This is a genomic window from Shewanella mangrovisoli (genome assembly GCF_019457635.1).
Taxonomy (GTDB): Bacteria; Pseudomonadota; Gammaproteobacteria; order Enterobacterales; family Shewanellaceae; genus Shewanella; species Shewanella mangrovisoli.
Window position 1 is genome coordinate 4,294,192 of the sequence record NZ_CP080412.1, and the last position, 25,049, is coordinate 4,319,240.

The following is a 25,049-nucleotide window of genomic DNA, read 5'->3' on the forward strand; positions in this document are numbered from 1 at the left end:
TAATAAGGAAACTGGGATGCGTTTTACTCTACTGACTGGTGCAGTGTTACTGATATCTGCACAGGCTAATGCCGCGATTGAGCAGCAATTAACTCAATGCGCAGGGATAACGGACAAGCTCGAGCGCTTGGTATGTTATGACAACCTCGCGGCAAGCATTCAAGTCACCACAGTGACCAATAACACTACGGCACCGATAGCGGTCGCCCCCGTTGTCACACCAGCAGCAACCCCTGCAGCTGTGGCGAGTGCTGCTCCTGTTGCAGTTGCAGCTGCTGCGACCAATGTCGAAGATAATTTCGGTATGGAAGTTAAACGCGTCCAAGAGAATACGACCGACAAGATTTATCTCGATGTGGAGTCAATTGCAGAAGATGCCTACGGCGCGTTAAAGATTACCTTTACCAATGGCCAAATTTGGAAACAAACCGAAAACCGTAAATTCAATCTAAAAGTCGGTGAAAAAGTATTTATCGAAAAAGCCGCGCTTGGATCTTTCTTAATGGGCACTGAAAGTCGTAATGCTAAGGTGAGGGTAAAGCGCCTAAAATAATGTCATCTTATATAGATATCGCTGTCAACTTGCTTGGCAGCGCACTCGAACCAGACATAGCGCAAATCGTACAAGCAGCGGCGGACCAAGGGGTTTCGCCGTTAATTGTTATTGGCAGCGATTTAACAGAAAGCGCCGCCGCCATTCAATTATGCCAACAGTATCCCAAACAGCTTTACTGCACCGCAGGCGTACATCCCCACCATGCTAGCGAATGGCAGGCGAACTCCAAACAGTTACAAACCACACTCTGCCAAGCGCCACAAGTCATTGCCGTCGGTGAATGTGGACTAGACTACAATCGGGACTTTTCCCCTCGCCCAGCCCAGCGCCAAGCGTTTATCGACCAACTCGAACTCGCGGTTGAACTCAAAAAACCGGTACTCATGCATGAACGAGATGCCCACGCTGATTTTTTAAGTATTGTTAAAGAATACCGCCCCCATCTCAGCGGAGCATTACTGCATTGCTTCACTGGCACACATGCCCAGATGGAAGCCTATATTGAGCTCGATCTACATCTAGGCATTACAGGATGGGTATGTGATGAGAGGCGCGGCCAGGAACTTGCCGAGCTCGTCCCGTTTATTCCGAAAGAGCGTTTATTGATTGAAACGGATAGCCCTTACCTGCTGCCACGCAGTATGCGGCCCAAACCTAAGTCCAGTAAAAATAAACCCGAGTACTTGCCCTATATCGCGCAATATATTGCAAATCTGCGGGGTGAAAATGCGGCCGAATTTGCCAGACAGTGCTATCAAAATAGCCTAGCCTTTTTTAATTTGAGTCAAGCGAATGGCTAAGTTCGGCAGCCTATTGGTTTTGTTACTCGGTATGCTCATATCATTTGGCAGCTTTGCCAATACGATGAGCATAGATGAGCACACGCCTACACCACTAAACCTAACCCCGTGGTTGATGGTGACGCACTCCAATGCTAACCCTCAGCTAGGCGATATTCAGGCGTTACCCAAGTCGCAATGGCACAAGTTTACCAGTGATGATATTCAACGCCTCAGCCAACATGATTTTTGGCTGAGAGTAAATCTTACGAGTGGTGATGAGAGTCTTGCACGCATTCTCGCCCTCGATAATCCGTTATTGGATAGAGTGACCATCTTCCATTTGGTGAATAATCAGCTCATCAACACCACAGAGATGGGGGATACACTGCTCTATAAGAACCGCCCACTGCCGAGCAATATCTTTCTGTATCCTTTTAAACTAAGCAGCAATGAGCAACATACCTTCTATCTGCATATCGTTACCGAAGGCAGTGCGGCAGTACCTCTCAGCCTTTGGTCAGCCAATGATTTAGCTCAAATTGCCGAATCGACAGCCGTTGAGCATGGCTTTCAGCTCGGCGTGCTCGCCGCGATAGGGATTTTCAGTCTGTTTATCGCCTTGGCCTCTGGTTCATTCAGCTATAGCTATTACTCAGGTTATGTCCTGTGCATGACGCTATTAGTGGCCACGATCAATGGTTATGCATTCCGTTTTCTCTGGCCCAATTGGCCAGCGTTACAGCAACTGATGGTTCCCGTGCTGTTACCTCTGGTGATGGCCTTTGCTTTAATGTTCACCGAGAAAATCCTGCAACTGAAATACTATAACCGTCGGATGTTATTAATGTGCCGCTACAGCGCGGTCTACATTATTCTTGTTGGGCTTTTAGTCCCCTTTTTGCGCTACGGAACCGTGCTGTATATCGAGATAATCTCGGTAGCGATACTCAGCATCATCATGATGATACTCGCCATCATACAAGCCATTAACGGCCAAAAGCTGGCAAAGCTCTATACCATCGGCTGGGTGAGTATGCTTACTGGCGCCTGCATCAGCAGCCTACTCTATTTGAGTGTTATCGAGTTCAATATCAAGCCGCAAACGCCGGTGATGCTTGGGCTCACCTTCGAAATCATCTTTATGTCGCTGGTCCTCGCTATCCGCTATAACGATGAGCGCAAATCTAAGCTCCGCATTCAACAGGAAGCCCTCAAGCAAGCACAAAAGATCCGTAGTGCCCGTGAGGAAGCCTTGAAAGTGGAAGCGGAAACCAATGAAAGACTCGAACAGATGGTGCAGGAGCGCACATTAGAGCTTGAGATCACTCTGCGCGAATTGCATGAAGTTAATCAAAAACTTACCGAACAGAGCACTATCGATAGCTTAACCGGCGTGAAAAACCGCAGCGCCTTTGATAAACGACTACTCGCCGAGAGCCGGATCAGCCGTCGCCAAGAAACCCCCATCGCCTTACTGATGCTGGATATCGACCGATTTAAATCGATTAACGATCAATTCGGCCACCTAGCAGGGGATCAGGCCTTAAAAGTGATTGCGACAACCTTGCAGCAACATTTAAAACGACCAACCGATCTAGTATCACGTTTTGGTGGTGAAGAGTTTGCTATTATTCTCCCCAATACAACTGCGGACGGCGCCATTCAAGTCGCTGAAAGCATAAGAGATGCAGTGACTAGCATCGGCCTAGAATGGGAAGGAAAGCCCATTCCCTTGACCGTGAGTATCGGTGTCAGTGCCGACGTGATCAGTAACGACCAACACAGTACCGAATTATTAGAGCAAGCCGACAAGGCGCTCTATCAGGCAAAAAATAGCGGACGCAATCAAGTCAAATTGTATGCGCCAGCACAAACAGAACCTACTTAGGAGTCTAATGTGAACATCATTACCAGTGCCTTCCCTCAGCGCAGAATGCGCCGCATGCGTAAACATGACTTTAGCCGTCGCCTGATGGCTGAAAACCATCTAACAGTCAATGACTTGATCTATCCCATGTTTGTGCTTGAAGGCACTAATCGCAGTGAAAAAGTCGCCTCTATGCCAGGGGTTGAGCGCTACTCTATCGACTTACTGTTAAAAGAAGCCGAAGAGCTCGTCGAGCTCGGTATTCCGTTAATTGCCCTGTTCCCAGTTACGCCAGCAGAGAAGAAATCGCTGATGGCAGAAGAGGCCTACAATGCCGATGCTTTAGTGCAGCGCGCCGTGCGTGAACTGAAAAAGGCCTTCCCACAGCTGGGTATCATGACTGACGTGGCCTTAGATCCTTTCACCACCCATGGTCAAGACGGCATTATCGATGAAACAGGCTACATCCTGAATGACATCACCACGGAGATCTTAGTGAAACAAGCCCTGTCCCACGCCGAAGCGGGCGCAGACATTGTTGCCCCATCGGACATGATGGATGGTCGTATTGGTGCAATCCGCCAAGCGCTCGAAGCAGCAGGGCATGTAAACACCCAAATCATGGCTTATTCAGCCAAATACTCCTCAAGCTACTATGGTCCCTTCCGTGATGCCGTCGGTTCAGCAGGCAACCTAAAAGGTGGGAATAAACATAGCTATCAAATGGATCCGGCCAACAGCGATGAAGCGCTGCATGAAGTTGCGCTAGACATCCAAGAAGGCGCAGACATGGTGATGGTGAAGCCTGGTATGCCTTACCTAGATATCGTTCACCGCGTAAAAACCGAATTAGCTGTGCCTACCTTCGCTTACCAAGTAAGTGGCGAATATGCCATGCATATGGCAGCCATTCAAAATGGTTGGTTAGCAGAAAAGGCCATCGTCATGGAATCGCTGCTATGCTTCAAACGCGCTGGCGCAGATGGCATCCTAACCTACTTTGCCAAACGTGCAGCACAGTGGCTAAAAGAAGCTAAATAATCGAGTTTAGAAACTAATTCTAAGCATAAAGGGCAGCCATACGCTGCCCTTTTTATTGGCTCGAACAAAGCTCTTGGAACTACTTTTAATCGTTCAAATCGATAAGCAGGCAATGAATATAGTCTTCGCAGAGGCGAATAGAAGGAATAGAATGTTGAAGTGGCAAACGCGAAAAACAAAAAAGCCAGCTTATGCAGCTGGCTTCATTGTTTAATTAGGCGCTTGGCGATGACCTACTCTCACATGGGGAGACCCCACACTACCATCGGCGCGATTGCGTTTCACTTCTGAGTTCGGGATGGGATCAGGTGGGACCACAATGCTATTGTCACCAAGCAAATTTGTTATTCACTACCCGTCTTATCGTCGCAGGCAGTAAATGAATTCAGAAAGCTGTTTGAGTTGCACTTCTTAAGTGTTTGTATTCAAGCTAAGTACTCTTAGCAAAACCCATCTGGGTTGTATGGTTAAGCCTCTCGAGTCATTAGTATCAGTTAGCTCAACGCCTCACAACGCTTACACACCTGACCTATCAACGTCCTAGTCTCGAACGGCTCTTTAGTGGACTTAAAGTCCAAGGGATGACTCATCTTGGGGCTCGCTTCCCGCTTAGATGCTTTCAGCGGTTATCGATTCCGAACATAGCTACCGGGCAATGCCATTGGCATGACAACCCGAACACCAGCGGTTCGTTCACTCCGGTCCTCTCGTACTAGGAGCAACTCCCCTCAATCATCCAACGCCCACGGCAGATAGGGACCGAACTGTCTCACGACGTTCTGAACCCAGCTCGCGTACCACTTTAAATGGCGAACAGCCATACCCTTGGGACCGACTTCAGCCCCAGGATGTGATGAGCCGACATCGAGGTGCCAAACACCGCCGTCGATATGAACTCTTGGGCGGTATCAGCCTGTTATCCCCGGAGTACCTTTTATCCGTTGAGCGATGGCCCTTCCATTCAGAACCACCGGATCACTATGACCTACTTTCGTACCTGCTCGACGTGTCTGTCTCGCAGTTAAGCTGGCTTATGCCATTGCACTAACCGTACGATGTCCGACCGTACTTAGCCAACCTTCGTGCTCCTCCGTTACTCTTTGGGAGGAGACCGCCCCAGTCAAACTACCCACCAGGCACTGTCCTTAACCCCGATTAGGGGCCCAAGTTAGAACATCAACACTACAAGGGTGGTATTTCAAGGACGACTCCACGAGAACTAGCGTTCCCGCTTCAAAGTCTCCCACCTATCCTACACATGTAGGGTCAATGTTCAGTGCCAAGCTATAGTAAAGGTTCACGGGGTCTTTCCGTCTAGCCGCGGGTATACGGCATCTTCACCGCAATTTCAACTTCACTGAGTCTCGGCTGGAGACAGCGTGGCCATCATTACGCCATTCGTGCAGGTCGGAACTTACCCGACAAGGAATTTCGCTACCTTAGGACCGTTATAGTTACGGCCGCCGTTTACCGGGGCTTCGATCATGAGCTTCTCTTGCGATAACCCAATCAATTAACCTTCCGGCACCGGGCAGGCGTCACACCGTATACGTCATCTTGCGATTTTGCACAGTGCTGTGTTTTTGATAAACAGTTGCAGCCACCTGGTATCTGCGACTGCCGTCAGCTCAGGGAGCAAGTCCCATCACCAACAGCAGCGTACCTTCTCCCGAAGTTACGGTACCATTTTGCCTAGTTCCTTCAGCCGAGTTCTCTCAAGCGCCTTGGTATTCTCTACCCGACCACCTGTGTCGGTTTGGGGTACGATTCCCGCTAACCTGAAGCTTAGAAGATTTTCCTGGAAGCATGGCATCAACTACTTCAGTCCCTTAGGACCTCGTCATCAGCTCTCAGTGTATAGTGACCCGGATTTGCCTAAGTCACCCACCTACCACCTTAAACGCGGACTACCAACGCCGCGCTAGCCTAGCCTTCTCCGTCTCTCCATCGCAGTTAGCGGAAGTACAGAAATATTAATCTGTTTCCCATCGACTACGCCTTTCGGCCTCGCCTTAGGGGTCGACTCACCCTGCCCCGATTAACGTTGGACAGGAACCCTTGGTCTTTCGGCGAGGGGGTTTTCACCCCCTTTATCGTTACTCATGTCAGCATTCGCACTTCTGATACCTCCAGTGTGGGTTACCCCTTCACCTTCAACGGCTTACAGAACGCTCCTCTACCGCGCAACTCTAATGAATTGCACCCGTAGCTTCGGTGGTATGTTTAGCCCCGTTACATCTTCCGCGCAGGCCGACTCGACTAGTGAGCTATTACGCTTTCTTTAAATGATGGCTGCTTCTAAGCCAACATCCTAGCTGTCTAAGCCTTCCCACATCGTTTCCCACTTAACATACACTTTGGGACCTTAGCTGACGGTCTGGGTTGTTTCCCTTTTGACGACGGACGTTAGCACCCGCCGTCTGTCTCCCGGATAGCACTCTTTGGTATTCGGAGTTTGCAAAGGGTTGGTAAGTCGGGATGACCCCCTAGCCTTAACAGTGCTCTACCCCCAAAGGTGTTCGTCCGAGGCGCTACCTAAATAGCTTTCGAGGAGAACCAGATATCTCCCGGTTTGATTGGCCTTTCACCCCCAGCCACAAGTCATCCGCTAATTTTTCAACATTAGTCGGTTCGGTCCTCCAGTTGATGTTACTCAACCTTCAACCTGCCCATGGCTAGATCACCGGGTTTCGGGTCTACGCCTTGCAACTAAACGCGCAGTTAACACTCGGTTTCCCTACGGCTCCGCTATTCGCTTAACCTCGCTACAAAACGTAAGTCGCTGACCCATTATACAAAAGGTACGCAGTCACGGTCTCAAGAACCGCTCCCACTGCTTGTACGTATACGGTTTCAGGTTCTATTTCACTCCCCTCACAGGGGTTCTTTTCGCCTTTCCCTCACGGTACTGGTTCACTATCGGTCAGTCAGGAGTATTTAGCCTTGGAGGATGGTCCCCCCATATTCAAACAGGATATCACGTGTCCCGCCTTACTCGTTTTCATCAAAGGTTAGTTTTCGTGTACGGGGCTATCACCCTGTGCCGCTGGACTTTCCAGACCATTCCACTAACACCCCTCTGACTTAAGGGCTAATCCCCGTTCGCTCGCCGCTACTAGGGGAATCTCGGTTGATTTCTTTTCCTAAGGGTACTTAGATGTTTCAGTTCCCCTCGTTTGCCTCGCAACGCTATGTATTCACGTTACGATGACCGCTTATGCGGCCGGGTTCCCCCATTCGGACATCGTTAGCTCAAATGCTTGTTACTAGCTCGCCAACGCTTTTCGCAAGTTACTACGTCCTTCATCGCCTCTGACTGCCAAGGCATCCACCGTATACGCTTAGTCGCTTAACCATACAACCCAAATGAGTTTCACATCACTTGAGCCGTTGCGACCAGCTGGTTTTACTTGTCTCATCTTCGACCAAGAAGATGGACTCGCCTTAGACTTGAATATTCAAGACACTTAAAAAGTGTTTTAAGAACTCAATTTTTCGTATTAACACAACGACAGACATCATTGTATTAATTACTATCAGCTTTCCAAATTGTTAAAGAACAATGCTTACCGGCAAGCGGTGCATTTCGCTCTCCCTTCCCTTTCGAGAAGTTCAACAAGCCATCTGTGTGAACACTCAACAAACATCGAGTTAGTCGTATAGGTAAGGAGGTGATCCAGCCCCAGGTTCCCCTAGGGCTACCTTGTTACGACTTCACCCCAGTCATGAACCACAAAGTGGTGAGCGCCCTCCCGAAGGTTAAGCTACCCACTTCTTTTGCAGCCCACTCCCATGGTGTGACGGGCGGTGTGTACAAGGCCCGGGAACGTATTCACCGTGGCATTCTGATCCACGATTACTAGCGATTCCGACTTCATGGAGTCGAGTTGCAGACTCCAATCCGGACTACGACGAGCTTTGTGAGATTAGCTCCACCTCGCGGCTTTGCAACCCTCTGTACTCGCCATTGTAGCACGTGTGTAGCCCTACTCGTAAGGGCCATGATGACTTGACGTCGTCCCCACCTTCCTCCGGTTTATCACCGGCAGTCTCCCTAGAGTTCCCGCCATTACGCGCTGGCAAATAAGGATAGGGGTTGCGCTCGTTGCGGGACTTAACCCAACATTTCACAACACGAGCTGACGACAGCCATGCAGCACCTGTCTCAGAGTTCCCGAAGGCACTAAGCTATCTCTAGCGAATTCTCTGGATGTCAAGAGTAGGTAAGGTTCTTCGCGTTGCATCGAATTAAACCACATGCTCCACCGCTTGTGCGGGCCCCCGTCAATTCATTTGAGTTTTAACCTTGCGGCCGTACTCCCCAGGCGGTCTACTTAATGCGTTAGCTTGAGAGCCCAGTGTTCAAGACACCAAACTCCGAGTAGACATCGTTTACGGCGTGGACTACCAGGGTATCTAATCCTGTTTGCTCCCCACGCTTTCGTGCCTGAGCGTCAGTCTTTGTCCAGGGGGCCGCCTTCGCCACCGGTATTCCTCCAGATCTCTACGCATTTCACCGCTACACCTGGAATTCTACCCCCTCTACAAGACTCTAGTTTGCCAGTTCGAAATGCAATTCCCAGGTTGAGCCCGGGGCTTTCACATCTCGCTTAACAAACCGCCTGCGCACGCTTTACGCCCAGTAATTCCGATTAACGCTTGGACCCTCCGTATTACCGCGGCTGCTGGCACGGAGTTAGCCGGTCCTTCTTCTGTAGGTAACGTCACAGCTGCAAGGTATTAACTTACAACCTTTCCTCCCTACTGAAAGTGCTTTACAACCCGAAGGCCTTCTTCACACACGCGGCATGGCTGCATCAGGGTTTCCCCCATTGTGCAATATTCCCCACTGCTGCCTCCCGTAGGAGTCTGGGCCGTGTCTCAGTCCCAGTGTGGCTGATCATCCTCTCAGAACAGCTAGGGATCGTCGCCTTGGTGAGCCATTACCTCACCAACTAGCTAATCCCACCTAGGTTCATCCAATCGCGGAAGGCCCGAAGGTCCCCTCCTTTCCCCCGTAGGGCGTATGCGGTATTAGCAGTCGTTTCCAACTGTTATCCCCCACGACTGGGCAGATCCCTAGGCATTACTCACCCGTCCGCCGCTCGCCACCTCATGAGTAAACTCACTTGTGCTGCCGCTCGACTTGCATGTGTTAGGCCTGCCGCCAGCGTTCAATCTGAGCCATGATCAAACTCTTCAATTAAAAGTTTTGTGAACCCGAAGGTTCGGCTCAATGAATTCTGAATCGACTTAACTTAATAAGTCGTTGTACATATTGCTATGAACACTCATTCATTGATGTAAATTTTGATTACTCGCCAAATGGCAGAGTAATTTCGATTAACTCAACACCTGTGAGTGCCCACACAGATTTCTTGTTTAGATTGTTAAAGAGCATTTGACCATTCACTTCACGTTACCGCTCAGCGGGTCAGGGCTGCGTATTCTACGCATTTCCCTTGTCGCGTCAAGGCGTTTTTAAAAACTTCTTGGCGCTTTCGAATCAACTGCACATTTTGCATTCGATTCGCACTGTAACCGCATTCGCTTTCGCTGTCTGCCGTGTCAGTGGATGCGCATTATAGGGAGCAGAACTTTTTGTGCAAGGGCTTTTTTCAGGTTTTTTGCATTATTTTTCAAATGCCTTTTTACACCCAAGCTAGGCACAAGCTACCCACGAGTTATACCCATAGTTATCCACATTGCGCCAGATTTCCTAATCATCGTCGCCTTTTAATCACCCGCTTTTTAGTGCGTTAAAGTTCATTGGTTACGGTATTCTACGAATAGTTTTAGTCGTAGCACCTTGTATCAGCGATTTATTCGACGCGATGATTTAAATAAGTGGATAGTTATTATTAAGAAATTAGTAATTTCAAAACCTACAAAGATAAGCGCCCTCACTTAATTTGTCGTAGTCGAGATGTAGGGTAACGGATGATTTAGAGAGGGTAGGAGAATGGAAAACAAAATTAGGATGTTCACTCAATAATTATTGATAAGCGGCTTAATGCACATCTAGGCGCTAATAACGCATATCTGAGGAAGGAATAGTGAATAGGAAAGAATCGTAGAAATAGAGCTATATTGATTGCTTAGCTAACCAAGTCTTATTACATGGCATATCTAGCTGGAGGAGATGAGCAAACTATGGAAATAAACTCTAGGAAAGCAAAAAGGCCACCTTATTAGGTGGCCTCTCTTAATTTAGTGTTTGGCGATGACCTACTCTCACATGGGGAGACCCCACACTACCATCGGCGCGATTGCGTTTCACTTCTGAGTTCGGGATGGGATCAGGTGGGACCACAATGCTATTGTCACCAAACAAATTTTGCTCTAGGACAACACACTAGATTGTATGGTGCTGATACCCAGAATCGAACTGGGGACCTCATCCTTACCAAGGATGCGCTCTACCGACTGAGCCATATCAGCAATTCTTTATCATCATTGATGATTTAATTAGGCGCTTGGCGATGACCTACTCTCACATGGGGAGACCCCACACTACCATCGGCGCGATTGCGTTTCACTTCTGAGTTCGGGATGGGATCAGGTGGGACCACAATGCTATTGTCACCAAGCAAATTTGTTATTCACTACCCGTCTTATCGTCGCAGGCAGTAAATGAATTCAGAAAGCTGTTTGAGTTGCACTTCTTAAGTGTTTGTATTCAAGCTAAGTACTCTTAGCAAAACCCATCTGGGTTGTATGGTTAAGCCTCTCGAGTCATTAGTATCAGTTAGCTCAACGCCTCACAACGCTTACACACCTGACCTATCAACGTCCTAGTCTCGAACGGCTCTTTAGTGGACTTAAAGTCCAAGGGATGACTCATCTTGGGGCTCGCTTCCCGCTTAGATGCTTTCAGCGGTTATCGATTCCGAACATAGCTACCGGGCAATGCCATTGGCATGACAACCCGAACACCAGCGGTTCGTTCACTCCGGTCCTCTCGTACTAGGAGCAACTCCCCTCAATCATCCAACGCCCACGGCAGATAGGGACCGAACTGTCTCACGACGTTCTGAACCCAGCTCGCGTACCACTTTAAATGGCGAACAGCCATACCCTTGGGACCGACTTCAGCCCCAGGATGTGATGAGCCGACATCGAGGTGCCAAACACCGCCGTCGATATGAACTCTTGGGCGGTATCAGCCTGTTATCCCCGGAGTACCTTTTATCCGTTGAGCGATGGCCCTTCCATTCAGAACCACCGGATCACTATGACCTACTTTCGTACCTGCTCGACGTGTCTGTCTCGCAGTTAAGCTGGCTTATGCCATTGCACTAACCGTACGATGTCCGACCGTACTTAGCCAACCTTCGTGCTCCTCCGTTACTCTTTGGGAGGAGACCGCCCCAGTCAAACTACCCACCAGGCACTGTCCTTAACCCCGATTAGGGGCCCAAGTTAGAACATCAACACTACAAGGGTGGTATTTCAAGGACGACTCCACGAGAACTAGCGTTCCCGCTTCAAAGTCTCCCACCTATCCTACACATGTAGGGTCAATGTTCAGTGCCAAGCTATAGTAAAGGTTCACGGGGTCTTTCCGTCTAGCCGCGGGTATACGGCATCTTCACCGCAATTTCAACTTCACTGAGTCTCGGCTGGAGACAGCGTGGCCATCATTACGCCATTCGTGCAGGTCGGAACTTACCCGACAAGGAATTTCGCTACCTTAGGACCGTTATAGTTACGGCCGCCGTTTACCGGGGCTTCGATCATGAGCTTCTCTTGCGATAACCCAATCAATTAACCTTCCGGCACCGGGCAGGCGTCACACCGTATACGTCATCTTGCGATTTTGCACAGTGCTGTGTTTTTGATAAACAGTTGCAGCCACCTGGTATCTGCGACTGCCGTCAGCTCAGGGAGCAAGTCCCATCACCAACAGCAGCGTACCTTCTCCCGAAGTTACGGTACCATTTTGCCTAGTTCCTTCAGCCGAGTTCTCTCAAGCGCCTTGGTATTCTCTACCCGACCACCTGTGTCGGTTTGGGGTACGATTCCCGCTAACCTGAAGCTTAGAAGATTTTCCTGGAAGCATGGCATCAACTACTTCAGTCCCTTAGGACCTCGTCATCAGCTCTCAGTGTATAGTGACCCGGATTTGCCTAAGTCACCCACCTACCACCTTAAACGCGGACTACCAACGCCGCGCTAGCCTAGCCTTCTCCGTCTCTCCATCGCAGTTAGCGGAAGTACAGAAATATTAATCTGTTTCCCATCGACTACGCCTTTCGGCCTCGCCTTAGGGGTCGACTCACCCTGCCCCGATTAACGTTGGACAGGAACCCTTGGTCTTTCGGCGAGGGGGTTTTTCACCCCCTTTATCGTTACTCATGTCAGCATTCGCACTTCTGATACCTCCAGTGTGGGTTACCCCTTCACCTTCAACGGCTTACAGAACGCTCCTCTACCGCGCAACTCTAATGAATTGCACCCGTAGCTTCGGTGGTATGTTTAGCCCCGTTACATCTTCCGCGCAGGCCGACTCGACTAGTGAGCTATTACGCTTTCTTTAAATGATGGCTGCTTCTAAGCCAACATCCTAGCTGTCTAAGCCTTCCCACATCGTTTCCCACTTAACATACACTTTGGGACCTTAGCTGACGGTCTGGGTTGTTTCCCTTTTGACGACGGACGTTAGCACCCGCCGTCTGTCTCCCGGATAGCACTCTTTGGTATTCGGAGTTTGCAAAGGGTTGGTAAGTCGGGATGACCCCCTAGCCTTAACAGTGCTCTACCCCCAAAGGTGTTCGTCCGAGGCGCTACCTAAATAGCTTTCGAGGAGAACCAGATATCTCCCGGTTTGATTGGCCTTTCACCCCCAGCCACAAGTCATCCGCTAATTTTTCAACATTAGTCGGTTCGGTCCTCCAGTTGATGTTACTCAACCTTCAACCTGCCCATGGCTAGATCACCGGGTTTCGGGTCTACGCCTTGCAACTAAACGCGCAGTTAACACTCGGTTTCCCTACGGCTCCGCTATTCGCTTAACCTCGCTACAAAACGTAAGTCGCTGACCCATTATACAAAAGGTACGCAGTCACGGTCTCAAGAACCGCTCCCACTGCTTGTACGTATACGGTTTCAGGTTCTATTTCACTCCCCTCACAGGGGTTCTTTTCGCCTTTCCCTCACGGTACTGGTTCACTATCGGTCAGTCAGGAGTATTTAGCCTTGGAGGATGGTCCCCCCATATTCAAACAGGATATCACGTGTCCCGCCTTACTCGTTTTCATCAAAGGTTAGTTTTCGTGTACGGGGCTATCACCCTGTGCCGCTGGACTTTCCAGACCATTCCACTAACACCCCTCTGACTTAAGGGCTAATCCCCGTTCGCTCGCCGCTACTAGGGGAATCTCGGTTGATTTCTTTTCCTAAGGGTACTTAGATGTTTCAGTTCCCCTCGTTTGCCTCGCAACGCTATGTATTCACGTTACGATGACCGCTTATGCGGCCGGGTTCCCCCATTCGGACATCGTTAGCTCAAATGCTTGTTACTAGCTCGCCAACGCTTTTCGCAAGTTACTACGTCCTTCATCGCCTCTGACTGCCAAGGCATCCACCGTATACGCTTAGTCGCTTAACCATACAACCCAAATGAGTTTCACATCACTTGAGCCGTTGCGACCAGCTGGTTTTACTTGTCTCATCTTCGACCAAGAAGATGGACTCGCCTTAGACTTGAATATTCAAGACACTTAAAAAGTGTTTTAAGAACTCAATTTTTTCGTATTAACACAACGACAGACATCATTGTATTAATTACTATCAGCTTTCCAAATTGTTAAAGAGCGGGCTTAAAAAAGCCAAAGATAATTTTTCAGTTTATCTTTGGCATCTCTAACCAGATTGCAGTAAGTGGTGGAGCTATGCGGGATCGAACCGCAGACCTCCTGCGTGCAAGGCAGGCGCTCTCCCAGCTGAGCTATAGCCCCATTTACATGCAGTGCGAGTATCAGATGTCCCAACCCTCAAAGGATTGGTGGGTCAGAGTGGACTTGAACCACCGACCTCACCCTTATCAGGGGTGCGCTCTAACCAGCTGAGCTACAGACCCATCGTTTACTCTATCTTCTATCAAGCAAATCTGTGTGAACACTCAACAAACATCGAGTTAGTCGTATAGGTAAGGAGGTGATCCAGCCCCAGGTTCCCCTAGGGCTACCTTGTTACGACTTCACCCCAGTCATGAACCACAAAGTGGTGAGCGCCCTCCCGAAGGTTAAGCTACCCACTTCTTTTGCAGCCCACTCCCATGGTGTGACGGGCGGTGTGTACAAGGCCCGGGAACGTATTCACCGTGGCATTCTGATCCACGATTACTAGCGATTCCGACTTCATGGAGTCGAGTTGCAGACTCCAATCCGGACTACGACGAGCTTTGTGAGATTAGCTCCACCTCGCGGCTTTGCAACCCTCTGTACTCGCCATTGTAGCACGTGTGTAGCCCTACTCGTAAGGGCCATGATGACTTGACGTCGTCCCCACCTTCCTCCGGTTTATCACCGGCAGTCTCCCTAGAGTTCCCGCCATTACGCGCTGGCAAATAAGGATAGGGGTTGCGCTCGTTGCGGGACTTAACCCAACATTTCACAACACGAGCTGACGACAGCCATGCAGCACCTGTCTCAGAGTTCCCGAAGGCACTAAGCTATCTCTAGCGAATTCTCTGGATGTCAAGAGTAGGTAAGGTTCTTCGCGTTGCATCGAATTAAACCACATGCTCCACCGCTTGTGCGGGCCCCCGTCAATTCATTTGAGTTTTAACCTTGCGGCCGTACTCCCCAGGCGGTCTACTTAATGCGTTAGCTTGAGAGCCCAGTGTTCAAGACACCAAACTCCGAGTAGACATCGTTTACGGCGTGGACTACCAGGGTATCTAATCCTGTTTGCTCCCCACGCTTTCGTGCCTGAGCGTCAGTCTTTGTCCAGGGGGCCGCCTTCGCCACCGGTATTCCTCCAGATCTCTACGCATTTCACCGCTACACCTGGAATTCTACCCCCTCTACAAGACTCTAGTTTGCCAGTTCGAAATGCAATTCCCAGGTTGAGCCCGGGGCTTTCACATCTCGCTTAACAAACCGCCTGCGCACGCTTTACGCCCAGTAATTCCGATTAACGCTTGGACCCTCCGTATTACCGCGGCTGCTGGCACGGAGTTAGCCGGTCCTTCTTCTGTAGGTAACGTCACAGCTGCAAGGTATTAACTTACAACCTTTCCTCCCTACTGAAAGTGCTTTACAACCCGAAGGCCTTCTTCACACACGCGGCATGGCTGCATCAGGGTTTCCCCCATTGTGCAATATTCCCCACTGCTGCCTCCCGTAGGAGTCTGGGCCGTGTCTCAGTCCCAGTGTGGCTGATCATCCTCTCAGAACAGCTAGGGATCGTCGCCTTGGTGAGCCATTACCTCACCAACTAGCTAATCCCACCTAGGTTCATCCAATCGCGGAAGGCCCGAAGGTCCCCTCCTTTCCCCCGTAGGGCGTATGCGGTATTAGCAGTCGTTTCCAACTGTTATCCCCCACGACTGGGCAGATCCCTAGGCATTACTCACCCGTCCGCCGCTCGCCACCTCAGGAGTAAACTCCCTTGTGCTGCCGCTCGACTTGCATGTGTTAGGCCTGCCGCCAGCGTTCAATCTGAGCCATGATCAAACTCTTCAATTAAAAGTTTTGTGAACCCGAAGGTTCGGCTCAATGAATTCTGATTTGTCGTTTCAACTCAAAAGCCAAAACAAACTGTACATATTGCTATGAACACTCATTCATTGATGTAAATTTTGATTACTCGCCAAACGACAGAGTAATTTCGATTAACTCAACACCTGTGAGTGTCCACACAGATTTGCTTGATAAATTGTTAAAGAGCGTTGACCATCGCCTTATCGTAATTGATTTCAGCGGGTCAGGGCTGCGTATTCTACGCATTCCCGTTTTTGCGTCAAGTAGTTTTTGCAACTTTCTTTTCGCTCATCGAGGAGTGAATCACTCGATGAACTGGCACTTGAAACTGCGTATCGCTGTCTGCCGTGTCAGTGGATGCGCATTATAGGGAGCAGAACTTTTTGTGCAAGGGCTTTTTTCGGTTTTTTTGATCTTTTTTCAATAGTTTCAGTTAGTCACAAAATACCCACTATTTATCCTCAAACTTATCCACAAAACAAATTAAAGCGGTTAATTTTAGTGCAGCAATAATGATTACGACTTATAGCCGAAGGGTTTTAGAGCCGGTCGAGAGTTAAAGCACCGATAAAGAAGCAGGTATAAAAAAGGCGACTATCATAGTCGCCTTTTAAAATGAGTTTACGTGTTTATTAGCTTAGCTTGCCGTGGCACTGCTTATATTTACGGCCAGAGCCACAAGGACAAGGATCGTTACGGCCGACTTTGTCACCATCGCGGATCATTGGCGTGTGAGCCATCATCTCGTCGCTACCATCATCCCCACCGACTAAGGCTTCGGCTGCTGCATGCTGATAGTCGCGTTGGATCTTGGCATCCTCTTCACGACGACGCGCTTCCATCTCTTCTACGTCTGACTGTGCTTGTACTTGTACCTTAGATAGCACGCTAATGACATCATGCTTTAAGGTCGACAGTAATTGTTGGAACAGTTCGAAAGACTCGCGCTTATATTCTTGCTTTGGATTCTTCTGCGCGTAACCACGTAAGTGGATACCTTGGCGTAAGTGATCCATCGCCGCTAAGTGTTCTTTCCACAGACCATCGAGGGTTTGTAGCATCACTGCTTTTTCGAACTGGCGCAGTACTGGCGCACCGACCATTTCTTCTTTTGCTTTATATGCATCAGACCAAGAAGTGATGATACGCTCACGTAATGTTTCTTCGTGTAAGTCGTCTTCTTTATCTAGCCATTCTTGGATTGGCAGTTTCAGCATAAATTCTTGCTGTAAACGTTGCTCTAAACCAGGCACATCCCATAACTCTTCCACTGATTGTGGTGGAATGTATTGATCGATCACCGCACTGATCACATCGTCTTGGATGTTTTTGATGGTGTCTTCGATACTTTCGGCATCCATCAACTCGTTACGCTGTGCGTAAACCACTTGACGCTGGTCGTTTGCGACGTCGTCAAATTCGAGCAATTGCTTACGAATATCGAAGTTACGCGCTTCTACTTTACGTTGTGCGTTTTCAATCGCACGGGAAACCCATGGATGTTCAATCGCTTCACCTTCTTCCATCCCCAGTTTCTTCATCATGCCTGAGACACGATCCGAGGCGAAGATGCGCATTAAGCTATCTTCCATAGAAAGGTAAAAACGTGAAGAACCCGCATCACCTTGACGACCCGCACGACCACGTAGCTGGTTGTCAATACGGCGAGATTCGTGGCGCTCAGTACCTAAAATGTGTAAACCACCGGCGGCGACCACGGCATCGTGGCGCTCTTGCCAGTCGGCCTTAATTTTAGCTTTTTGCTCAGCGGTTGGATTCTCGAGGGCTTCGATTTCCATATTCCAGTTGCCGCCTAACACGATGTCGGTACCACGACCCGCCATGTTAGTGGCAATAGTCACAGCGCCAGTACGACCCGCTTGGGCAACAATTTCGGCTTCTTTTTCGTGGAACTTAGCGTTAAGCACTTGGTGCGGGATCTTCTCCTTCACCATTAAGCGCGCTAACAATTCAGACTGTTCAATAGACACTGTACCCACCAATACAGGTTGGCCACGTTCACGGCAATCTTTGATGTCTTTAATGATCGCTTGATATTTTTCATTGGCGGTGAGGTAAACCAAATCCGCCATATCCTTACGCACCATAGGACGGTTGGTTGGCACAACCACAGTATCTAGACCATAGATGTGTTGGAACTCAAACGCTTCGGTATCGGCCGTACCTGTCATACCCGCTAACTTCTCATATAAACGGAAGTAGTTTTGAAAGGTAATCGATGCCAAGGTTTGGTTTTCGTTTTGAATACGAACGCCTTCTTTGGCTTCAACGGCTTGGTGTAAACCTTCTGACCAGCGACGACCTGGCATAGTACGGCCAGTGTGTTCGTCAACGATGATCACTTCGCCATCTTGAACGATATAGTCAACGTCACGCTCAAACAGGGTATGCGCACGAAGCGCCGCGTTCACATGGTGCAGCAGAGAAATGTTTGCCGCTGAATAGAGTGAGTCGCCTTCGGCTAACATGCCGCGCTCAATCAACAGGTTCTCAACCTTCTCTTGACCACGTTCGGTGAAGTGCACTTGTTTGGCTTTTTCATCGATGCTGTAGTCACCCTCACCCACATACTCTTCTGAGTCTTCTTTATCTTGACGGATAAGACTTGGGATTAAGGTGTTGATCTTGATGTATAGCTCAGAGCTGTCTTCCGCAGCACCAGAGATAATCAGTGGCGTGCGAGCTTCGTCGATAAGGATTGAGTCGACTTCGTCGATCAGTGCATAGTGCAATGGACGTTGTACACGCTCTTGTGGCGAGAACGCCATGTTGTCGCGCAGATAGTCGAAACCAAATTCGTTGTTGGTACCGTAAGTGATGTCGGCGTTGTAGGCGTCTTTTTTCGCCTGCTGACCCAAACCTGCGACGTTAATGCCGACCGTTAAGCCTAAGAATTCGAACAGTGGGCGGTTGTTTTCCGCGTCACGACGGGCTAAGTAATCGTTGACGGTAATAACGTGAACGCCTTTACCGGTTAAGGCATTTAGATAGGCTGGTAGGGTCGCGGTTAAGGTTTTACCTTCACCGGTACGCATTTCGGCGATGCGATTACTGTCGAGCACCATACCACCGAGTAATTGCACGTCGAAGTGGCGCATCTCGAACACGCGCTTCGATGCTTCACGCACGGTCGCGAAGGCTTCCGCCATAATGCTCTCTAACGACGCTCCGGCCGCTAAACGCTCGCGAAACTCAGCGGTTTTCGCCTTAAGCTGTTCATCGGTTAATTTTTCATAATCGGCTTCAAGCGCATTAATCTTATTAACTACTTTTTGTAACCCTTTGAGGGTACGGTCGTTGCGACTACCAAATACTTTTGTCAGTAATTTACCAAACATCTGAATCACTTATTTTCTGTAGGCCAAGTCCATGATGGAAACTAGAAGCCAATGTTTCAATTAACCTGCCTTGCGGTAGACAAACTTCTGTGGATCTATCTGCTGTCCGCCACGCAACACTTCATAATGCACATGAGCCCCTGTTGAGCGCCCAGTGCTTCCCATACTGGCGATGGTTTCGCCTTTCGCGACCACATCACCTACAGCTACTGACAAAGCTTTATTATGGCCATAGCGAGTACGTAAACCGTTACCATGGTCGATTTCGACCAATTCGCCATAGCCAAACATATTCCCAGCCCAAGTCACCACGCCTGCAGCAGTCGCGACAACTTTAGCCCCTTCTCGACCGGTAAAATCGATCCCTTTATGCATGGTTCGACGACCGTTAAAGGGGTCATTACGTAATCCGTAGGGCGACGATAACCAACCTTTATCGAGTGGGAGCCCTGATACATAACGTTCAGCATCTATATGGTGGTTAGATGACACTGTTTCAAGTAGTGATAGTTGAACATTATTGTTGTCAATTCGTGACGCCAGTTTATCCATATCATCGATAAGCTGACCAAGTTCGATATTCGAGCCTAATTCGCTCAAGCCACCGACACCCACTTCAGAGGAAAAATCAAAGTCTTCATCCAATTTGTTTTGTTTAGCGACTTGTTGACCTAAGGCCTCGAGACGGGTGATTTTAGCTTGCATACGTGCAACATGGGTCGCCAGCATGGCTAGCTGTGACTCTGTGGCACTCTTTAATTCTAAGACTTGCTTCTTTTGTTGTTCGCGTTGGATACGATCGTTATCGACACTGGCTTGCTGGTTTTCAAATTTAGCAGAGTTGTGTTGATAAATACCGGCACCAGTCGCCAACAATAGCATGGGAAGTAGCAACCAGCGTTTACTGGGTTGCCAGCGCGTGACGCCATTCCGACCTTGAATAAATACTGTTACACTCATAGCCTAATTCAGCCATCTTATTATCATATGAAAAAGCCCCCTCAGGATCTCAGCCAATTACTACACCAGTCAGGCACATTGCCCGATATAGCTGAGAAAGCGGAACTACTTTTATATCTGGATCAGCACGTGAAGCAGATTGTCGCAGGTCCTGTTGCGGAGCAGCTGAAAGTCGCCAATTTCCGCCAGGGTGTTCTTGTGGTTGAAACCACTTCGGCAGCATGGGCTGCACGAATTAATTTCCAAAAGCCGAAACTACTAGCGCAGCTTCAAGCAGAAACGCTCCCAATCCTTACCGCAATTGAAGTTAAAGTCAACCCGAGATTAGCATTGTATGACGCAAAGCCGAAACAGGCGCACAAGCAACTCAGTCCAGCTGCGGCAGAACATATTGCTGCGCTTGCAGAAAATGTGAGCGGAACACTAGGCGAAAAACTAAAACGGCTGGCCACATTGGCCAGCCGTAATAAGTAAACATCAAGCGCTATTAAGCGTAAACCGCGCCACCTGGCACAGTAAAGCTGACGGGAACATCGGCTTCTTTCTCAAAGCTCACCAGCTCCCACGCATCCTGCTGCGCCAATAAGGCTCGCACTAATTGGTTATTCAGTGCATGACCCGTTTTATAGGCAGTAAATTCACCAAGAATGGCGTGTCCTGCCACGTAGAGATCACCAAACGCATCTAAAATTTTGTGCTTAACGAACTCATCCTCATAACGCAGGCCGTCGGGGTTGAGGACGCGATATTCATCAAGTACAACCGCGTTTTCCATGCTGCCACCTAATGCTAGGTTGTTCGCACGCAGATACTCAATATCACGCATAAAACCAAAAGTACGGGCACGGCTAATGTCTTTAACAAAAGCAGAAGTAGAGAAGTCCATCACCACATGCTGTTGACTACGGGCAATTTCAGGGTGAGCAAAGTCAATTTTGAAGTTGACTCTAAAGCCTTTGAATGGCTTCAGCTCGGCCCACTTATCACCGTCTTCAACACGCACAGGGCGTTTAATCTTTAAGTACTTCTTAGGCGCAGCCTGCTCTTTGATACCCGCAGACTGAAGTAAGAAGACAAATGGGCTCGCACTACCATCCATGATTGGGATTTCAGGCGCGTCCACTTCGATTACGGCGTTATCAATGCCTAAACCCGCTAAGGCTGCAAATAAATGCTCAATAGTCGAAATACGAATACCTTCGTCATTGACAAGTGCCGTGCACATAGTGGTTTCGCGAACTTGTTCCGCCTTTGCTGGAATAGCAACGGCAGGATTCATGTCGGTACGCACGAGTACGATCCCTGTATTGACTGGTGCGGGCATAATGCTCAAGGTGACCTTATTCCCAGAGTGCAAACCGACTCCAGTAGCCTTCACCATTTTTTGAACAGTTCTTTGAAATATCATTCAGTTACCCGTTTAGATTTCTATAATTAAGCCTAATATTTGCACACACAGCGGCGGCAAAACGACCACATAGGTGCTACATGGTAACATAAGTTGACCATGTCATACAAATGTAGTCATTGGGTGGTACAGCCTCGCAGAGCAAGGCACCACCCGACACGCTGGACTCAAATACCTGTTTTAGTCAGCTTGCTTACGCAAAAACGCTGGGATATCTAAGTAATCCAATTCATGCTTTGTTGAAGGTGCTGGCGCTGGAGCCGGTGCGGGCGTAGCAGGTAACACGTTACCCTTTGGCGCCGCATAGCTCACATGAGTTGCTTCTTCGACATAGGCTTCGACTTTTGGTTCCACAACCACTGGCTCTGGACGTGGTGCTGGCTTAGAAACCAGTTGAATATCAGGACGCTTTTCAGCACCGATACCAGTAGCAACCACGGTAACACGTAGCTCGTCGCTCATTTCAGGGTCGATCACCGCACCTACAACCACTGTCGCGTTGTCAGAAGCGTAAGCTTTAACATGGTTACCCACGGTTTCGAATTCTTCGATGCTCATGTCCATACCTGCGGTAATGTTAACTAACACACCACGGGCACCGGCTAAGTCGATGTCTTCTAATAATGGGCTGGCAACTGCCGCTTCGGCCGCTTCTTCCGCACGGTCTTCACCACGCGCAACACCGGTACCCATCATGGCATTACCCATTTCGGACATAACGGTTTTCACGTCCGCAAAGTCGACGTTAATCAGACCAGGACGAGTGATAAGCTCGGCAATACCTTGTACTGCACCGAGTAACACGTTATTCGCTGCGGCAAACGCATCGAGTAATGACGTACCACGGCCCAATACTTTTAATAATTTTTCGTTAGGGATAGTGATTAACGAATCCACGTGCTTGGCCAGTTCGCTAATACCTTGCTCAGCATAAGCCATACGCTTCTTGCCTTCGAAAGGGAAAGGCTTAGTCACGACAGCAACCGTTAAGATGCCTTCTTCGCGAGCGATTTGAGCAACGACTGGCGCAGCACCTGTACCCGTACCACCGCCCATACCGGCTGCGATAAAGATCATGTCTGAGCCTTTGATCGCTGCACGAATGTTTTCGCGGTCTTCTTCCGCTGCGGCACGACCCACTTCTGGGTTGGCGCCAGCGCCAAGACCTTTAGTGACATCGCGACCTAATTGAATCGTTGAGCCAGCGCCTGATTTACGTAGCGCCTGTGCGTCTGTGTTGGTAACGACAAACTCAACACCTTCAATGTTGTGTTTGACCATATGTTCGACAGCATTACCGCCGCCGCCGCCAACGCCGATGACTTTAATCACCGCGTCGTCTGAGTGAGTGTCCATGATCTCAAACATTGTCTGATCTCCGTGTTGCCTGCGTTATTAAAATTCACCCTTAAACCAGCTTTGGACCCGATTCCAAGCACTGGTAACCCCTTGACGCTCAGGACGCTCGAATTGACGCTCAAGCACCCGTCTTGCACCGTAATGAAGCAATCCAACCCCAGTGGAGTAAATAGACTGATCCACGTATTCGTATAACCCTTTAATCGGCAATGGTGAGGCGACGCGAACCGGCATCCCAAAGGTTGCCTCCGCGATGTCCACCACGCCTTGGATCGAAGCAGTACCGCCTGTGAGCACGATACCTGCGGCGATTTGATCTTCTAAACCACTGTCTTTCAGCTCCTTGAGCACTAACTCAAACAGCTCTTGATATCTCGGCTCAACCACTTCGGCCAAAGTATGGCGTGACATGCTACGCGATGGACGACCACCGACAGAAGGCACTTCGATACTGTCTTCGCGGCTCACCATGGAGCTGCGCGCACAGGCGAACTGCACTTTAATTTGTTCAGCATGTGACGAAGGTGTGCGGAAAATCTTCGCGATATCATTGGTCACTTGGTTGCCCGCAACCGGCACAACCGCGCAGTGACGCAGCGCACCATTGGTGTACACTGCGATATCCGTCGTGCCACCGCCGATATCGACGATACACACACCTAAGTCTTTTTCATCGAAGGTTAATACCGCATCCGCCGACGCAATGCCGGAGAACACTAAGTCATCGACCTTCAAGCCACAGCGTTCAACACTCTTAGTGATGTTCTTCGCCATATCGTTGGCGCAGGTCACTATGTGTACCTTGGCTTCCATCCGCATGCCTGACATGCCGATAGGGCTGCGAATGCCGTCTTGTACGTCAATCGCATATTCCTGTGGTAACACATGCAGAATGCGACGTTCGGTCGGGATCTTCACCGAGCGCGCGGTGTGGATCACGTTGTCGACGTCTTCCTGTGTCACTTCTTCATCGTTAATCGACACCATGCCATTTTCGTTTTGGCAGGCGATATGTTTACCGGAGATGCTCAGGTAAACCGATGATACTTGGCAGTCTGCCATTAATTCCGCTTGATCGAGCGCGCGTTGCACACTGCGCACGATGGAGTCTAAATCGTTAACGCCACCCTTATCCATGCCCCTTGAAGGGTGGTTACCAAGGCCGACTATGCTGATTTCGCCATCGGGCAGAACTTCGCCTATGATCACTGCGACTTTAGAGGTTCCTATGTCCAATCCGACGATCAGATTTCTATCTTGGTTTTTGGTCATTAATTATCGGCTCTCTTGTTTGTGCATCGCCCCAGCCTACGGCCAACCCTGTGTCGTAGCGCAAATCCACTCTGGCAATCGGTTTATCTTGTTTCGCCAGTAACGGATAAACAGTGATAAACCTTTGTATCCTTGCCATTTTATCTTCTCGACCTAGGTCTAAAACAATACCGTTACCCAGTGTCGCGTGCCACGCATGACGTGGCGTTAAACTCAAATTGGCCAAGGTAAAGCCATTAATCTTCAGTAGCGAGTTAACCTGCGCGTAGGCGGTTAACACTTCGGTCCCCATATCATCTGGCCCAGATAAATAAGGCAGATGCTCTAGCTCAGGATGCGATGGCGCTTCAAACACTTCACCATGCACATTGAGCCAAGCGGTACCATTCCAATGGGCGACCGGTTGTTGCTCCTGTAAATACACCCTGAGTTTCGCTGGCCATTCACGCCTCACTGACGCGCGATACACCCAAGGTAAGGCTTCTAAGGCCTGTTGCACTAAAGTGATGTCTGCGCTGAAAAAACTCCGCTGCATTAAATCCTGTAGTGCAATTTGTATATCTCTATCTGTGGTGTAAGTCCGTTCACCTTTGATGGCCACAGCCTCAATGGGCAGCGTGCTGGCATCATTTAAAAACTTATGCAGTTGGTAGCCACCAAAAACAAAACTCCCAATGACTAGCCATAAAAAACCAATTCCGCTCCACAGGTACCAATTAACCCGTGACATCCTCGCC

11 protein-coding genes, 3 tRNA genes and 7 rRNA genes are annotated in these 25,049 nt (G+C 49.3%); 5 read left to right on the forward strand and 16 right to left on the reverse strand.

All coding sequences use genetic code 11. The features are described from left to right. Nucleotides 1-16 precede the first annotated feature (16 nt). From K0H60_RS18680 to hemB, 4 genes are read left to right on the forward strand one after another with little or no spacing between them, the layout of a single operon-like run. The gene (locus K0H60_RS18680; protein WP_220056673.1) at nucleotides 17-553 is read left to right on the forward strand and encodes a hypothetical protein; all 537 of its coding nucleotides are present in this window, start codon (nucleotides 17-19) and stop codon (nucleotides 551-553) included. Next, nucleotides 553-1,356, forward strand: coding sequence for a TatD family hydrolase (locus K0H60_RS18685; RefSeq protein ID WP_220056674.1), 804 nt, complete (start codon nucleotides 553-555; stop codon nucleotides 1,354-1,356). The genes K0H60_RS18680 and K0H60_RS18685 overlap by 1 nt, the downstream gene beginning before the upstream one ends. Next, entirely contained in the window at nucleotides 1,349-3,226 is a 1,878-nt protein-coding gene (locus K0H60_RS18690) for a sensor domain-containing diguanylate cyclase (protein WP_220056675.1), read from the forward strand. The genes K0H60_RS18685 and K0H60_RS18690 overlap by 8 nt, the downstream gene beginning before the upstream one ends. Before the next feature lie 9 nt (nucleotides 3,227-3,235). Continuing rightward, nucleotides 3,236-4,246 carry a porphobilinogen synthase gene (hemB, locus tag K0H60_RS18695; RefSeq protein ID WP_011624289.1) on the forward strand — a complete coding sequence of 337 codons (1,011 nt, stop codon included), beginning with the start codon at nucleotides 3,236-3,238 and terminating at the stop codon, nucleotides 4,244-4,246. 220 nt (nucleotides 4,247-4,466) lie between these two features. Here hemB and rrf (K0H60_RS18700) read toward each other — a convergent pair. The 12 genes from rrf (K0H60_RS18700) to K0H60_RS18755 all read right to left on the reverse strand — a co-directional run bounded on the left by rrf (K0H60_RS18700) (nucleotide 4,467) and on the right by K0H60_RS18755 (nucleotide 20,273). Then, nucleotides 4,467-4,582: ribosomal RNA gene (gene rrf / locus K0H60_RS18700) — 5S ribosomal RNA — on the reverse strand. Between the two features lie 127 nt (nucleotides 4,583-4,709). After that, nucleotides 4,710-7,601: ribosomal RNA gene (locus K0H60_RS18705) — 23S ribosomal RNA — on the reverse strand. A gap of 309 nt (nucleotides 7,602-7,910) precedes the next feature. Next, nucleotides 7,911-9,452 (reverse strand): 16S ribosomal RNA (locus K0H60_RS18710). Nucleotides 9,453-10,461: 1,009 nt separating this feature from the next. Next, nucleotides 10,462-10,577: ribosomal RNA gene (gene rrf, locus K0H60_RS18715) — 5S ribosomal RNA — on the reverse strand. 34 nt (nucleotides 10,578-10,611) lie between these two features. Further along, nucleotides 10,612-10,687, reverse strand: a tRNA-Thr gene (locus K0H60_RS18720). A 33-nt stretch (nucleotides 10,688-10,720) separates the two neighbouring features. Further along, nucleotides 10,721-10,836, reverse strand: a 5S ribosomal RNA gene (gene rrf / locus K0H60_RS18725). 127 nt (nucleotides 10,837-10,963) lie between these two features. After that, nucleotides 10,964-13,856: ribosomal RNA gene (locus K0H60_RS18730) — 23S ribosomal RNA — on the reverse strand. A 273-nt stretch (nucleotides 13,857-14,129) separates the two neighbouring features. Continuing rightward, a tRNA-Ala gene (locus tag K0H60_RS18735) sits at nucleotides 14,130-14,205 on the reverse strand. Nucleotides 14,206-14,250: 45 nt separating this feature from the next. Further along, nucleotides 14,251-14,327: transfer RNA gene (locus K0H60_RS18740), tRNA-Ile, on the reverse strand. 70 nt (nucleotides 14,328-14,397) lie between these two features. After that, a 16S ribosomal RNA gene (locus K0H60_RS18745) occupies nucleotides 14,398-15,939 on the reverse strand. Together the 16S, 23S and 5S rRNA genes with 3 tRNA genes alongside form the textbook arrangement of a ribosomal RNA operon. 647 nt (nucleotides 15,940-16,586) lie before the next feature. After that, a complete protein-coding gene (gene secA / locus K0H60_RS18750) occupies nucleotides 16,587-19,313 on the reverse strand; it encodes a preprotein translocase subunit SecA (RefSeq protein WP_011718491.1) in 2,727 nt (908 codons plus the stop codon). 60 nt (nucleotides 19,314-19,373) lie between these two features. Further along, nucleotides 19,374-20,273 (reverse strand): M23 family metallopeptidase, encoded by a 900-nt coding sequence (locus K0H60_RS18755; RefSeq protein ID WP_011624932.1) that lies wholly within the window; start codon nucleotides 20,271-20,273, stop codon nucleotides 19,374-19,376. A gap of 27 nt (nucleotides 20,274-20,300) precedes the next feature. Between K0H60_RS18755 and K0H60_RS18760 the strand changes: the two genes are divergently transcribed. Beyond that, nucleotides 20,301-20,747 (forward strand): DUF721 domain-containing protein, encoded by a 447-nt coding sequence (locus tag K0H60_RS18760; protein ID WP_011718492.1) that lies wholly within the window; start codon nucleotides 20,301-20,303, stop codon nucleotides 20,745-20,747. Nucleotides 20,748-20,760: 13 nt separating this feature from the next. On the opposite strand, the gene lpxC is transcribed toward K0H60_RS18760, so the two are convergent. From lpxC to K0H60_RS18780, 4 genes are all read right to left on the reverse strand, one after another. Continuing rightward, entirely contained in the window at nucleotides 20,761-21,681 is a 921-nt protein-coding gene (gene lpxC / locus K0H60_RS18765) for a UDP-3-O-acyl-N-acetylglucosamine deacetylase (protein ID WP_011624293.1), read from the reverse strand. Between the two features lie 180 nt (nucleotides 21,682-21,861). Next, a complete protein-coding gene (gene ftsZ, locus K0H60_RS18770; protein WP_011718493.1) occupies nucleotides 21,862-23,049 on the reverse strand; it encodes a cell division protein FtsZ in 1,188 nt (395 codons plus the stop codon). A 27-nt stretch (nucleotides 23,050-23,076) separates the two neighbouring features. Beyond that, on the reverse strand, nucleotides 23,077-24,312 hold the full coding sequence (ftsA, locus tag K0H60_RS18775) for a cell division protein FtsA (protein ID WP_011718494.1): 1,236 nt from the start codon (nucleotides 24,310-24,312) through the stop codon (nucleotides 23,077-23,079). Beyond that, on the reverse strand, nucleotides 24,293-25,042 hold the full coding sequence (locus K0H60_RS18780) for a cell division protein FtsQ/DivIB (RefSeq protein ID WP_011718495.1): 750 nt from the start codon (nucleotides 25,040-25,042) through the stop codon (nucleotides 24,293-24,295). Before K0H60_RS18780 ends, ftsA begins: the two co-directional genes overlap by 20 nt. Nucleotides 25,043-25,049: the final 7 nt, after the last annotated feature.